The following is a 12,657-nucleotide window of genomic DNA, read 5'->3' as shown; positions in this document are numbered from 1 at the left end:
TAGTCGAAGGACAACAGGTTGAAATTCCTGTACCACCGTAAACCGTTATGAGCAATGGGGTGACGCAGAAGGATAGTGACGCGGACTGATGGAATAGTCCGTCCAAGCAGCAAGGCTGATGGGTTGGCAAATCCGCCCATCGATAAGGCTGAGCTGTGACGGGGAGGGAAAATTATAGTACCGAAGGTCATGAGTTCCCGCTGCCAAGAAAAGCCTCTAGCCAGGTGAAGGTGCCCGTACCGCAAACCGACACAGGTAGGCGAGCAGAGCATGCTAAGGCGCGCGGAAGAACTCTCGTTAAGGAACTCGGCAAAATGACCCCGTAACTTCGGGAGAAGGGGTGCCTCGGTAGGGTGAATAGCCCGAGGGGGCCGCAGTGAAAAGGCCCAAGCGACTGTTTAGCAAAAACACAGGTCTGTGCGAAGCCGTAAGGCGAAGTATACGGGCTGACGCCTGCCCGGTGCTGGAAGGTTAAGGGGAGCGGTTAGGGGCAACCCGAAGCTGTGAACCGAAGCCCCAGTAAACGGCGGCCGTAACTATAACGGTCCTAAGGTAGCGAAATTCCTTGTCAGGTAAATTCTGACCCGCACGAATGGCGTAACGACTTGGGCGCTGTCTCAACGAGAGATCCGGTGAAATTTTAATACCTGTGAAGATGCAGGTTACCCGCGACAAGACGGAAAGACCCCATGGAGCTTTACTGCAGCTTGATATTGGACTTTGGTACGATCTGTACAGGATAGGTGGGAGCCTGGGAAGCCGGAGCGCCAGCTTCGGTGGAGGCACCGTTGGGATACCACCCTGATCGTATCGGAGTTCTAACCTGCCACCCTGAATCGGGTGGAGGGACCGTGTCAGGCGGGCAGTTTGACTGGGGCGGTCGCCTCCTAAAAAGTAACGGAGGCGCCCAAAGGTTCCCTCAGAATGGTTGGAAATCATTCGTAGCGTGCAAAGGCATAAGGGAGCTTGACTGCGAGACCTACAAGTCGAGCAGGGACGAAAGTCGGGCTTAGTGATCCGGTGGTACCGCATGGAAGGGCCATCGCTCAACGGATAAAAGCTACCCTGGGGATAACAGGCTTATCTCCCCCAAGAGTCCACATCGACGGGGAGGTTTGGCACCTCGATGTCGGCTCATCGCATCCTGGGGCTGAAGTAGGTCCCAAGGGTTGGGCTGTTCGCCCATTAAAGCGGTACGCGAGCTGGGTTCAGAACGTCGTGAGACAGTTCGGTCCCTATCTGTCGTGGGCGTAGGAAATTTGAGAGGAGCTGTCCTTAGTACGAGAGGACCGGGATGGACGTACCGCTGGTGTACCAGTTGTTCCGCCAGGAGCACCGCTGGGTAGCTATGTACGGACGGGATAAGCGCTGAAAGCATCTAAGCGCGAAGCCCCCCTCAAGATGAGATTTCCCAATTCGTAAGACCCCTGGAAGACGACCAGGTTGATAGGTTCGGGGTGGAAGTGCAGTAATGCATGCAGCTGACGAATACTAATCGGTCGAGGGCTTATCCTACAAGCTTTCACGGAGTGAAAGTCTGCTTCGGAAGCATATGCTTTAGATGTAAGAGTTACGCAAACTCGTATCCAGTTTTCAGGGTGTAAAACATCCTTTATATTGTTCCCTGATAGCTCAGTTGGTAGAGCACTCGACTGTTAATCGAGTTGTCACAGGTTCGAGTCCTGTTCGGGGAGCCATTTCTGCTCTCATAGCTCAGTAGGTAGAGTGCATCCATGGTAAGGATGAGGTCACCGGTTCGATCCCGGTTGAGAGCTCCACTTTTTTACTGCAAGCATGCAGCGGAGAATGACTGCGGCCCGTTGGTCAAGGGGTTAAGACACCTCCCTTTCACGGAGGTAACAGGGGTTCGAATCCCCTACGGGTCACCATATTTACTTAACCGATAGACGATGGGTAAATGGCGTACATATCGGACATACTATGGAGGCTTAGCTCAGCTGGGAGAGCATCTGCCTTACAAGCAGAGGGTCGGCGGTTCGATCCCGTCAGCCTCCACCATTGATGTTGGGGATTAGCCAAGCGGTAAGGCAACGGACTTTGACTCCGTCATTCCCAGGTTCGATCCCTGGATCCCCAGCCATGAGCCATTAGCTCAGTTGGTAGAGCACCTGACTTTTAATCAGGGTGTCGTAGGTTCGAGTCCTACATGGCTCACCATTTTTCCTTAGAGAAGAATGGCTATGAAATATTTGTGCGCGTATGGCGGAATTGGCAGACGCACCAGACTTAGGATCTGGCGGGCGACCGTGGGGGTTCAAGTCCCTCTACGCGCACCAACATCAAAAACCAATCTCAAGATCATTTGATCTTGAGATTTTTTTATGTTTAAATCTGAAGGGCATTAAACATATCGTGGGAATTTTGACATAGAGTGAATCTAATAGAGAAGGGGTAAAAATAGATTCGTTCCTTCTCCACCACCTGATTATATGCCCCGGTCATCTGTTGCCATCCGTGCCTTCTTATAACTTGATAATTTGATCCCGGTAAGAAGAGCTGTTACGAAAATCAGGCATATCCATCGACTTCCCGCCGTTCATGACCGAAAGCTCGGAGAGCAGGCCGACCGCTGTCCACTCACAGGCTTCATAGACGTCGATGGCAGGCTTGGCGTTCTTCGCAATCGCATCGACGAAGTCTTGCACGATAAAATAATCGCCACCCCAGTGGCCGGCAGCTTTTTGCTCAGCGGTTACATTCTTGTACCGGTCTGGCAAATAGGTGTAGTAATCCTTCAACGGCCGCCATTCCGGATGCTCGCCAGCTTGATCGGAGGCAAGCCATATTTTGTGCTGGTCTCCTAATCCCCGTGGCGCCTCGTAGCAGCCTTTAGTGCCTTGAAGGGTGTAGTAGGACATATTGTGCGGACGTTCGGAAATGCAGTCGATACGGAGCTTGATCAGCTTGCCGCTTTCGAGCTGGCATAAGGTGATGGTCGTGTCTTCCTGACGGAGCTCAGGCGCGGTATGCCATCCCGTTCCCAGACAGGTAACGGATTTGATACGGTCGTGCTTGAACCATTTCATGACCGGACCCAGACTGTGAGTAGGGTAGAAGGCGCCGCGCTTTCCAAGCTGCCAATATTTCCTCCAGGAGGTTCTGCTGCCGGCCGATCCGCTGGTTGGACGGTTATAGCCGACCGCCAAGCTTTTAATGTCATGAAGGTATTCCCCTTCGCCAAAGTATACGTCACCGAATAATCCTTGCTCGACCATGTTGCTAATAAGCTGGTTCTCCGGGATGTAGCAGTAATTCTCGGCCATCATGTACACCTTGCCGTACTTCTCGACAGCATCCTTCAGCCACCACAATTCGTCCATGGTAACACCAGCGGTCACTTCACTCAGCACATGCTTGCCGGCATCGAGCGCGGCAAGCGTCTGAGGGACATGCAGCTGCATCGGTGAGGATACGACGACGGCATCAATATCCGATTCTAGCATATCCTCGTAGATGCGGTAGGTGTTCGGAATATGATGTCTCAGCGCTGCTTCTTTCAATAACGCCTCGTCCAAATCGCATAGCGCGACGACTTCTGCTTCAGGACAGGACTGAAATCCCAATAAGGTGCTTAAACCTCTCGCTCCGACAATACCGACCTTAATCTTCGTCATGCGTGCCCCTCCTAGAAAAAATTTACTATAGTTAAATCTATCATAGTTGTGGCATCCGAAACAGAACCTTTATAACAAAGCAGCCTGCCGAGGCTAGAAAGGCGTGTAAGTAAAGGGATGAGATTGCAGCTGTGCTCCTGTTCAAGAAATATAATAATTAACAGTTGCATTTCGTTAAGATAACTTGTATTATAGTTAGGTAGCACAATTTTAAGACCTCTTATAAATGTGCTGCAGTACGAATAAGCGCGTATGGCGGAATTGGCAGACGCACCAGACTTAGGATCTGGCGGGCGACCGTGGGGGTTCAAGTCCCTCTACGCGCACCAACCTTAACTAACGGACTCCTGAATCCTACAGATTCGGGAGTTTTTTGTTGTCCACATCAATGAGCAAACCAACAGTCTGGTTAGGGGACTTATACCCAAACTGTACATGCATTGTTGATAATGACGTGAATAGATGAACGCGAAATTCGTCTATCCACATGTGGATAAGCCATCGGCAGATTCAATCTGCCGATGGCTTATCTGTTTTCCACATCCCGTTAACCATTCAGGGGATAAATGCTTCATGTACCGAATCATACTCCACATCATCTTTGTACATTTGATAAGCGGAACCGTATTCCATCGTACGAGCAACATCAGCGATGAATGCTTCGTCATACCCGGCTCTTCGAAGCAGATGGAATCCCATCTCCATACCGGAAGCAATCCCGCCTGCGGTGACGATCCGCCCGGCATCGACAAGTCGCGCCCGAGAGATCCGGCAAGCCGGTGCAATTTCCGCCAATCGGTCAATCGGAACCTTGCCCATATTCGATGATTCCAGCCGGTCAGGCTCTTTCCGGTTGGTAGCCGCAATACCGTCCAGTAACCCCATATGACCGTAGATCCATGAACCGGTGCATACGCTAGTAAGAAGGCAGTGATGAGGGAGCTGGTGAATGTAGCTGTGAAGCCGCCTGTTATACATTTCTTGTCGAGTCCCGAATCCTCCGGGAATGAGGAACGCATCCATGTGAGGCTTATCCTGGAAGGCGTAGTTAGGCAGAACCGTAAGACCGGCTTGAGTTTGGACGGGACGCATTGCATCGCTGATCAGGAATGCCTCCAATGCGGGATCGAACCGCCTGGCCACGGAGAAGACGCCATATGGTGCCGCATAGTCGATGACCTCCGCATCCTTGAATACATAAATCCCTAATCGAAAACCTTTGATCATACCGATTCATTCCTTTCTAAATGTTATTGCTTGCAGCGTGAATCAAACGTACCATAACATTATCCATGTGAATAACGAATATATACGATATAATGTATTGAAGAATGAAATACCTGGGGGTTATAGGATGCTGGAGAAGCTCGATGGACGCATTGTACAGACATTTATCGCGGTATACGAAGAAAGGAGCATAAGTCGAGCGGCGGAAAGGCTTGGTTACGTCCAATCGACGGTTACGATCCAGCTTCGGACATTAGAAGAAGCATTCGGTGAAAAGCTGTTCGAGCGTCTGCCCAGAGGCGTCGAACCGACGGAAGCCGGAATGAAAGCCGCTCCATTCTTCTACCGGTTTATTCAGCTGGGCGAAGTGATGCAGGAAGCAATGCTGACCCGGGATGAGCCGTCAGGCGAAGTGCGGATTCGCGTGCTGGAATCGTTCTGTGTCACGCAGATGCCCATGTTCTTCCGCCACTTCCTGGAGCAGCATCCACAGATCAGGATCCGCACCGAGACGGGGTTTCAAAAAGATATTACAGAGGAACTGTTGAAGCATCGGATCGATTACGGCATCGTGCCGATCGATCCTCAGATCGAGCAGATCGTCTTCTATCCGCTTGTTCAAGATGAGCTGGTATGCGTCATTCCGGACAGCTTGGCTTCCAGAGAGCTTGCGCGCGACAGAGCCAGCCTGGAACGGGAACCTGTCATATCGTTTGGCAGCCGCTGCATCTATCACACCTTCGCCGCTCAAGCGCTGGCAGGCGCTGGGATCGGGCTTCAAGAGCAGCTGGAATTCGGCAGTTTGCAGATGGTCAAACAAATGGTGAAAGAAGGTATGGGGCTCGCGATGCTGCCGCTATCGTCGGTTCGAAGCGAGGTTGAGCGTGGGGAGCTGCACATCCTTGTGTTGGAGAAGACGATTCCGCTGCAGCATGGCCTGATTGTGCATAAAGAGCGCTTGCTTGGAACGGCGGCTAACTTGTTCCGGGATGCCGTTCTTGAGTGGTTTCAAGTGAAGGGATAAGCATCCCGATGCCCTTCTTAAACATTTTTAGGGGTAGCTTTTCTCCAGGTGTGTATGGGGATTCAAATTTTTTTTAATTTTCTCGAAAAAACATTTGCATTTGGAGAGCTAAGGTGTTATATTATTACTTGTCGCTGCGATTTGCAGAGATTTTGTAAAGTGATGCGGAAGTGGCTCAGCGGTAGAGCATCGCCTTGCCAAGGCGAGGGTCGCGGGTTCGATTCCCGTCTTCCGCTCCATATATGTGCCCTTAGCTCAGCTGGATAGAGCATTTGACTACGAATCAAAAGGTCGGGAGTTCGAATCTCTCAGGGCACGCCATTTTCATAACGGGATGTAGCTCAGCTTGGTAGAGCACCTGGTTTGGGACCAGGGGGTCGCATGTTCGAATCGTGTCATCCCGACCATCATATACGCGGGTGTAGTTCAATGGTAGAACTTTAGCCTTCCAAGCTAATAGCGTGGGTTCGATTCCCATCACCCGCTCCATATTCAGACATCACAGCTCCTTGCCTTGTGCAGGGAGCTTTTTTGATGTTAAGAACCGATTTCGACACTTTGGAAAAAAAATCAGCCGAAAATCAATTATAATCTGCCAGATTCCCGCAAATTTTGGTATAATGATAGCCTGATCGACCAAATCCAATAAACGATAGCGGGGTAGATTATGAACAGATCCGGTTGGCTGGCGCTCATTATCTGCATCATGCTGGTCTTATCCTCAACGACGGCAGTAGTTGCACGAAGCGGCGACACCTACACGGCAAAAGTGATTGCCGATTCGCTGAATGTCCGAAGCGAGCCGAACCTGAACGCTTCCATCGTAGGGAAAATGGATTCGGGGGAGCTTGTTTCCGTTTCGAAAGAAGAGCATGGATGGCTGAAAATTAATTCCAATGGCATCTCGGGCTGGGTTGCCGGCTATTATTTGAAGCAGGTTGCAAGTGGTGCTATCGTGAAGACTTCGAGCGCGTCCGAGGGCAAGGCGTCATCGTTATCATCGGCTGGCTCATCCTCACAAGTAACCGTGAACGTGGATTCACTCCGGCTTCGAGAAGGGCCAGGAACTACATATAGTGTCGTGACCGGAGCGGTACGGGGTGATGTGCTGTCCGTTAGCGAGTCGCGTTCCGGCTGGCTTCGGGTAAAGACTGCGGCGGGTGAGACCGGCTGGGTATCGGGACAATTCGTCAAGGAGACTGCCGGATTATCGATAGCATCTTCAGGCAATTCCAGCAGTAAGAAGTCGTCGGGCGGACTAAAAGGCAAGGTCATTACCGTCGATCCTGGTCACGGCGGAAGCGACGTAGGCATGATCGGCACGACACACCAGACGAAGGAGAAAGACATCAACCTCCAAACCTCCTTCTATCTGGCCGATGAGCTAAGAAGCCGCGGTGCCAAAGTAATTATGACCCGGACGAAGGACAGCGAGAAGCCGTCATTGGCAGGCCGGGTGAGTACCAGCAAGTCGGCAGGCTCGGATGTTTTTGTCAGCATTCATTATAATTCATCACCGAAGAGTACATCCGGCACGCTATCCTTCTATTACTCGGAGTCAAGAGACGTCCCGCTTGCCCGGGCGATAGAGGACAAGCTGTCCTCGCAAGGAATCGGTCTGAAGAGCAACGGTATTTCATTCGGCGATTATCATGTCTTACGCGAGAATAATGTCCCTTCCGCTTTAATCGAACTAGGGTTCTTATCCAACGCCAAGGATGAAGGGGTCGTTCGCACGAAGTCGTACCAGAAGAAAGCTGCCAAAGCGATTGCCGAAGGCCTTGAAGATTACTTTCAATGATGATCGAACCGGAATGGACGAGCTTGCTTCAAGCAGGCTCCAGCTTATCCAGATCAACACAAGCCGCGGTCATCAAGGCTTGTGTTGATTTTTAATTAGCAGGGCAATTGAGGGGAGAAAGGTAAACATATCCGGTCTCCTTATCCCGAAAAAGCTTCAACCATGCAACCATTTGTAGTATGATGGAGAAAGTGAAAAAACGTCTATTGAGACAACGTTGTTATCGCATACGAAGTGGTTTGTGAATGCAAAGACCATGGTTCACGCCATGATATGGCTTTGCTGGAGCAAGACTTGAGGAGGATTCATGATGTCGGAACAAGCCGAATCGGTATTGACGGCAAACCGGCCGCAATTAAACAACCATATGTTGCGCCGTGATGTACGTTTTTTGGGGAATATATTGGGCGACGTGCTCGTGCACCAAGGTGGACGGGAATTGCTCGATATTGTCGAGAAGATTCGCGAAATGAGCAAAGCGCTGCGCGCAGAATTCATTCCGGAACTGTATGAGGAGTTCAAACAGGTAATTAACGGGTTAAACCCGGAAATTCGCCATCAGGTAATCCGTGCGTTCGCTATTTATTTTCAACTCGTTAATATTGCCGAACAGAACCACCGGATTCGCCGTATACGCGATTACGAGCGGTCCGCCGGAGAGACGGTACAACGCGGCTCGATCGAAAGCGCCATTCAAGTGCTGAAGGAGCAAGGAATCGCGGTTGACGATGTGAAGTCCATGCTGGAAGGCATCTCCCTCGAGCTGGTGATGACTGCGCATCCGACCGAAGCTACGCGTCGCGCCATTCTCGACATTCATCAGCGGATTGCTAATGATGTTATGGAGCTTGAGAACCCTACGTTGACCTACCGGGAGCGTGAGAAGCTGCGCGATAAGCTGCTCAATGAAGTACTGACGCTCTGGCAGACCGACGAGCTTCGCGACCGCAAGCCAACCGTTATCGACGAAGTGCGCAACGGTCTCTATTTCTTTGACGAGACGCTGTTCGAGGTACTTCCGAATGTATATGAGGAGCTTGAGCGCTGCTTGGGCAAATATTATCCCGAAGAGCGTTGGCATGTTCCGACTTACTTGCGTTTCGGCTCGTGGATCGGCGGCGACCGCGACGGCAATCCGTCCGTCAAATCGAACATTACTTGGGAGACGCTGACGCTGCACCGTGCTCTTGCGCTACAGAAGTACGAAGAGCAGCTGAATAATTTGATGGACCTGCTGAGCTTCAGCACGAATATCGTCGAGGTTACGGATGAGCTGCAGCAGTCGATTCAACGCGACCGCGAAGAGGTTGAACTGCAGACGGTAGAAGTATGGCGCAATGAGAAAGAGATGTACCGCATCAAGCTGAGCTACATGCTGCAGAAGCTGGCCAATACGCTGGACGAATCGCGCAAAGGTTCAACCAAGCACTACAGCAGTCCGGACGAGCTTAAGGAAGACCTGCTCGTGATCGACCGCAGCTTGCGCCATCACTATGCGGATTATGTGGCGGATACGGATATCTGCAAGCTGATTCGCCAAGTCGAGCTGTTCGGCTTCCACCTGGCAGCGCTGGACGTTCGCCAGCACAGTCAAGAGCATGAGAACGCGATGACGGAAATTTTGAAATATATGAACATCACGGATGACTACTCGGCATTGCCTGAAGCGGATAAGATTGAGCTGCTGCACAGCTTGCTGAAAGACCCGCGTCCATTAACATCGCAGCATCTGGAATACAGCGAGAATACCCGCGAATGCCTGGACGTGTACCAAACGATTTACAAGGCTCAACAGGAATTCGGCCGGAACTGCATTAACAGCTACCTCATCAGCATGACGGAAGGCGCAAGCGACATGCTGGAAGTCATGGTATTCGCGAAAGAGGTCGGCTTGTTCCGCGTCGAGTCGAACGGAACGGTATGCTGTACGCTGCAGTCCGTACCGCTCTTCGAAACGATCGATGACCTCCATGCAGCGCCTGCTATTATGGAGCAGCTGTTCGCACTGCCTATATACCGCGCAGCTGTTGAAGCGCAAGGAAACCTGCACGAGATTATGCTCGGGTATTCCGACAGCAATAAAGACGGCGGCGTCGTGACGGCAAACTGGGAGCTGCGTGTGGCCCTGAATGACATTACGAATGCCGCGAAGAAGTTCGACGTTAAGCTGAAATTCTTCCACGGCAGAGGCGGAGCGCTCGGCAGGGGCGGGATGCCGCTGAACCGGAGCATTCTCGCACAGCCGCCGCATACCGTCGGCGGAGGCATCAAGATTACCGAGCAGGGCGAAGTGCTCTCCTCGCGCTATTCTATGCAGGGTATTGCCCACCGCAGCTTGGAGCAAGCGACTTGGGCGCTTATTACGGCCGCGAGACTGGCCAAGTATCCTGAACAGGAAGCGGAAGTACAAGCCGAATGGGAAGACATTTCAAGAGGGATTTCGGAAGTGGCGCTGGAGAAATATCAGGATCTGATTTTCCGCGATCCGGATTTCATGACATTCTTCAAGGAGTCGACACCGCTGCCCGAAGTTGGCGAGCTTAATATCGGCTCACGTCCTTCGAAACGCAAGAACAGCGACCGGTTTGAGGATCTGCGTGCTATTCCATGGGTATTCGCGTGGACGCAAAGCCGTTACCTTCTGCCGGCATGGTATGCGGCAGGTACAGCGCTGGACGACTACGTCAAAGGCGATAAAGAACGGATGGAGACACTGCGCGCCATGTATGCGAACTTCCCGTTCTTCACGACGTTGATCGATAATCTCCAGATGGCGCTGGGCAAGGCGGATTTAATCATTGCCAAGGAATATGCGGGCATGATTGCGGATGCATCGATTCGCGATCGCATCTTTACCATGATCGAGAAAGAATTCGAAAGAACGTCCTCGCTCATTCTAGAAATAACAGGACAAGCGGAAATATTGGACAATGTGCCGGTCATTCAAGAATCCATCCGGCTGCGTAATCCATATGTCGATCCGCTGAGCTATATGCAGGTTCAGCTGTTGATGGAGCTGCGCGAGCTGCGTGACCGGGGAGAAGACGATCCGGTGCTGCTGCGCGAAGTGCTGCTGACGATCAACGGCATTGCCGGTGGACTTCGTAACACGGGCTGATGCAATGACGAAGGGGCTGGGCAACCGGGCGGCTATGGTGCGTCCGGATTGCTTGGCCCCTTTTTTCTTGTATCGATCGGCTGGCATACGTAGTCGAGCGGCAATGGCTCCGTTTGACCGCAGCTGCCGTCGTATTGCTTTTTTAAATTACTTGGATTACCATTTTATATAGATAGTCTGCAGCGCCGTGACAAGGACCGGTCCGTCATTACAGGCTGGTCGAAGACAAGGCTCTATAGCCAGGCTCACCTGGCAGCAGGCTTGCTTTTTTAGGATAGGATGACGCGGCTACTAGATAGAGATTTGCATTGCCGAGTTACCGTGCGGCAAAACCAAGGAGCGGGCAGCGGATCTGGGGGAGAAACGGTGAAATCATTAGAGGCGCGGTTAGCGCGTATGGCTCTAAAGGGCGATCAAAGCGCATTCGCTGAACTCGTCGGGCTGTACCAGGACAAGTTGTACCATATGGCATATCGGATGCTATATAACCGGCAGGAAGCCGAGGATGTTGTGCAGGATACTTTTCTTCGCGTGTACAAAAATTTGGAGCGGTATGATGATTCGTTGAAGTTCTCAACATGGATCTATCGGATCGCCACCAATCTGTGCATCGACCGGCTGCGGAAACGCAAGCCCAGCTATTCGCTTGACGCCGAGTCGAATGAGCATGAAGGATTGGATGGCTATGCCATGATACCAAGCGACAACCGGACACCGGAGAGCGAGCTGCTGTTATCGGAAACGCAGCATATTATTCATCAGGCGATTGAATCATTGCCTGCCAAATATAAATCGGTTATGGTTCTCCGCTATTTGCAGGACATGTCGCTTCAAGAAATCGGGGATGTACTTGAGGTTCCGGTTACGACGGTCAAGACGAGGGTTCACCGGGGACGCGAGTTTCTTCGCAAGAAGCTGGAGCATAAGCTATAAACGGATGGTTGAATGGATTCGCCGGATTTTCGAAAGAACTGAAACTTATGCGGTGAAGACACGTATCGTATACAAGCACGTCTATGTTAAAGTCGGGCAAACCCGCGCGAGCCGCGGGCTTCATCAAAATCAAGAAAGGAATGGCTGGTATGAACTGCAACGTCGCTATCGTATGGATGCACGATTATTTGGATAGTGAACTGCCCCGGGACGATGTGCTGCAGCTAAAGAATCATTTGCTCTCCTGCCCGGCGTGCCGAGCCCGTTTCGAGCAGCTGGAACGAACCGAAGCGCTCATGCGAAGCAAGATGGAAGTTCCGGTCACGATGGACAGCGAACAAGCGGCTCAGCTCACACAGCGGATCGTAAGCCAGTTTCCTGCAGCCAAACGCCGTGTAGCAACCGGCTGGGCACGCTGGATTCGGAAACATCCGGCTGTCAGCGTTGCGGCGTTGTTCGCATTCGTGATGTTGTCGAGCTTCATCACCATGTGGCAGCAGGATACGCAGCTATCGATCAGCGGATCGGATCTGGCACAGCTGGTTATCAATGGGGATACAGTAACGGTTCCTGAGGGCGTCTACATTAAGGGCGATCTGATCGTTGAGAATGGCAAAGCGAACGTATTAGGGGATGTAGAAGGGAATGTAACGGTCATTGACGGCCAATTATATCAAGCTTCTACCGCACATATTTCCGGACAAGTGAAGAAGATCGATCAAGCACTGGACTGGTTTTGGTATAAAGTGACACAATCGATCAGCAGTTTGGCCTACTGATCCGGCTGCCTCCCATAAGTGGGAGGTTTTTTTGTAAAAATAAAGGATTTACAACCCCGGTTCTAGAAAATAATAAGGTTGAGAATCCGATATAAGGATTAGAGATACCTGGGCAATCGGTCTCGTTGGGGGTTGACGTA

Annotated in this window: 7 protein-coding genes, 12 tRNA genes and 1 rRNA gene (1 of these 20 running past the window's edge); 18 read left to right on the top strand and 2 right to left on the bottom strand. The window is 51.5% G+C overall.

The features are described 5' to 3' along the window. The 8 genes from L1F29_RS31120 to L1F29_RS31085 all read left to right on the top strand — a co-directional run. Positions 1-1,515 (top strand): 23S ribosomal RNA (locus L1F29_RS31120); it begins 1,416 nt to the left of the window's first position. A gap of 106 nt (positions 1,516-1,621) precedes the next feature. Continuing rightward, positions 1,622-1,697: transfer RNA gene (locus L1F29_RS31115), tRNA-Asn, on the top strand. A gap of 5 nt (positions 1,698-1,702) precedes the next feature. Then, positions 1,703-1,778, top strand: a tRNA-Thr gene (locus tag L1F29_RS31110). Between the two features lie 36 nt (positions 1,779-1,814). Then, positions 1,815-1,889, top strand: a tRNA-Glu gene (locus L1F29_RS31105). Between the two features lie 54 nt (positions 1,890-1,943). Continuing rightward, positions 1,944-2,019: transfer RNA gene (locus L1F29_RS31100), tRNA-Val, on the top strand. A gap of 7 nt (positions 2,020-2,026) precedes the next feature. Further along, a tRNA-Gln gene (locus L1F29_RS31095) sits at positions 2,027-2,101 on the top strand. 1 nt (position 2,102) lies between these two features. After that, positions 2,103-2,178 (top strand) — tRNA-Lys (locus tag L1F29_RS31090). 36 nt (positions 2,179-2,214) lie between these two features. Beyond that, positions 2,215-2,297, top strand: a tRNA-Leu gene (locus L1F29_RS31085). A 186-nt stretch (positions 2,298-2,483) separates the two neighbouring features. On the opposite strand, the gene L1F29_RS31080 is transcribed toward L1F29_RS31085, so the two are convergent. Then, complete coding sequence (locus tag L1F29_RS31080) at positions 2,484-3,635, bottom strand: Gfo/Idh/MocA family protein (protein ID WP_258385864.1); 1,152 nt, start codon at positions 3,633-3,635, stop codon at positions 2,484-2,486. A 246-nt stretch (positions 3,636-3,881) separates the two neighbouring features. Here L1F29_RS31080 and L1F29_RS31075 point away from each other — a divergent pair. Further along, positions 3,882-3,964 (top strand) — tRNA-Leu (locus L1F29_RS31075). Between the two features lie 226 nt (positions 3,965-4,190). Here L1F29_RS31075 and L1F29_RS31070 read toward each other — a convergent pair. Then, positions 4,191-4,862, bottom strand: coding sequence for a DJ-1/PfpI family protein (locus L1F29_RS31070; RefSeq protein WP_373876455.1), 672 nt, complete (start codon positions 4,860-4,862; stop codon positions 4,191-4,193). A 127-nt stretch (positions 4,863-4,989) separates the two neighbouring features. Here L1F29_RS31070 and L1F29_RS31065 point away from each other — a divergent pair, with 127 nt between their 5' ends. The 9 genes from L1F29_RS31065 to L1F29_RS31025 all read left to right on the top strand — a co-directional run bounded on the left by L1F29_RS31065 (position 4,990) and on the right by L1F29_RS31025 (position 12,517). Then, positions 4,990-5,886, top strand: coding sequence for a LysR family transcriptional regulator (locus tag L1F29_RS31065; protein WP_258385863.1), 897 nt, complete (start codon positions 4,990-4,992; stop codon positions 5,884-5,886). Positions 5,887-6,050: 164 nt separating this feature from the next. Next, positions 6,051-6,125, top strand: a tRNA-Gly gene (locus tag L1F29_RS31060). A gap of 5 nt (positions 6,126-6,130) precedes the next feature. Next, a tRNA-Arg gene (locus L1F29_RS31055) sits at positions 6,131-6,207 on the top strand. Between the two features lie 9 nt (positions 6,208-6,216). Beyond that, a tRNA-Pro gene (locus tag L1F29_RS31050) sits at positions 6,217-6,293 on the top strand. Positions 6,294-6,301: 8 nt separating this feature from the next. Then, positions 6,302-6,375 (top strand) — tRNA-Gly (locus L1F29_RS31045). 178 nt (positions 6,376-6,553) lie between these two features. Then, on the top strand, positions 6,554-7,687 hold the full coding sequence (locus tag L1F29_RS31040) for an N-acetylmuramoyl-L-alanine amidase family protein (protein WP_258385862.1): 1,134 nt from the start codon (positions 6,554-6,556) through the stop codon (positions 7,685-7,687). Positions 7,688-7,997: 310 nt separating this feature from the next. Beyond that, positions 7,998-10,805, top strand: a complete 2,808-nt coding sequence (gene ppc / locus L1F29_RS31035; protein WP_258385861.1) for a phosphoenolpyruvate carboxylase — start codon at positions 7,998-8,000, stop codon at positions 10,803-10,805. A gap of 366 nt (positions 10,806-11,171) precedes the next feature. Continuing rightward, entirely contained in the window at positions 11,172-11,738 is a 567-nt protein-coding gene (sigW, locus tag L1F29_RS31030) for an RNA polymerase sigma factor SigW (RefSeq protein ID WP_258385860.1), read from the top strand. A 149-nt stretch (positions 11,739-11,887) separates the two neighbouring features. Next, on the top strand, positions 11,888-12,517 hold the full coding sequence (locus tag L1F29_RS31025; protein ID WP_258385859.1) for a zf-HC2 domain-containing protein: 630 nt from the start codon (positions 11,888-11,890) through the stop codon (positions 12,515-12,517). Positions 12,518-12,657: the final 140 nt, after the last annotated feature.

The organism is Paenibacillus spongiae (genome assembly GCF_024734895.1).
GTDB lineage: Bacteria > Bacillota > Bacilli > Paenibacillales > Paenibacillaceae > Paenibacillus_Z > Paenibacillus_Z spongiae.
Note: the sequence above shows the minus strand (reverse complement) of the source record. Positions and strands in the feature narration are given on the sequence as shown.

Bases quoted from the DNA above. Each gene is read 5' to 3' on its own strand.
- L1F29_RS31080 (WP_258385864.1), bottom strand. From the start codon at position 3,635: ATGACGAAGATTAAGGTCGGTATTGTCGGAGCGAGAGGTTTAAGCACC.
- L1F29_RS31070 (WP_373876455.1), bottom strand. From the start codon at position 4,862: ATGATCAAAGGTTTTCGATTAGGGATTTATGTATTCAAGGATGCGGAG.
- L1F29_RS31065 (WP_258385863.1), top strand. From the start codon at position 4,990: ATGCTGGAGAAGCTCGATGGACGCATTGTACAGACATTTATCGCGGTA.
- L1F29_RS31040 (WP_258385862.1), top strand. From the start codon at position 6,554: ATGAACAGATCCGGTTGGCTGGCGCTCATTATCTGCATCATGCTGGTC.
- ppc (WP_258385861.1), top strand. From the start codon at position 7,998: ATGTCGGAACAAGCCGAATCGGTATTGACGGCAAACCGGCCGCAATTA.
- L1F29_RS31025 (WP_258385859.1), top strand. From the start codon at position 11,888: ATGAACTGCAACGTCGCTATCGTATGGATGCACGATTATTTGGATAGT.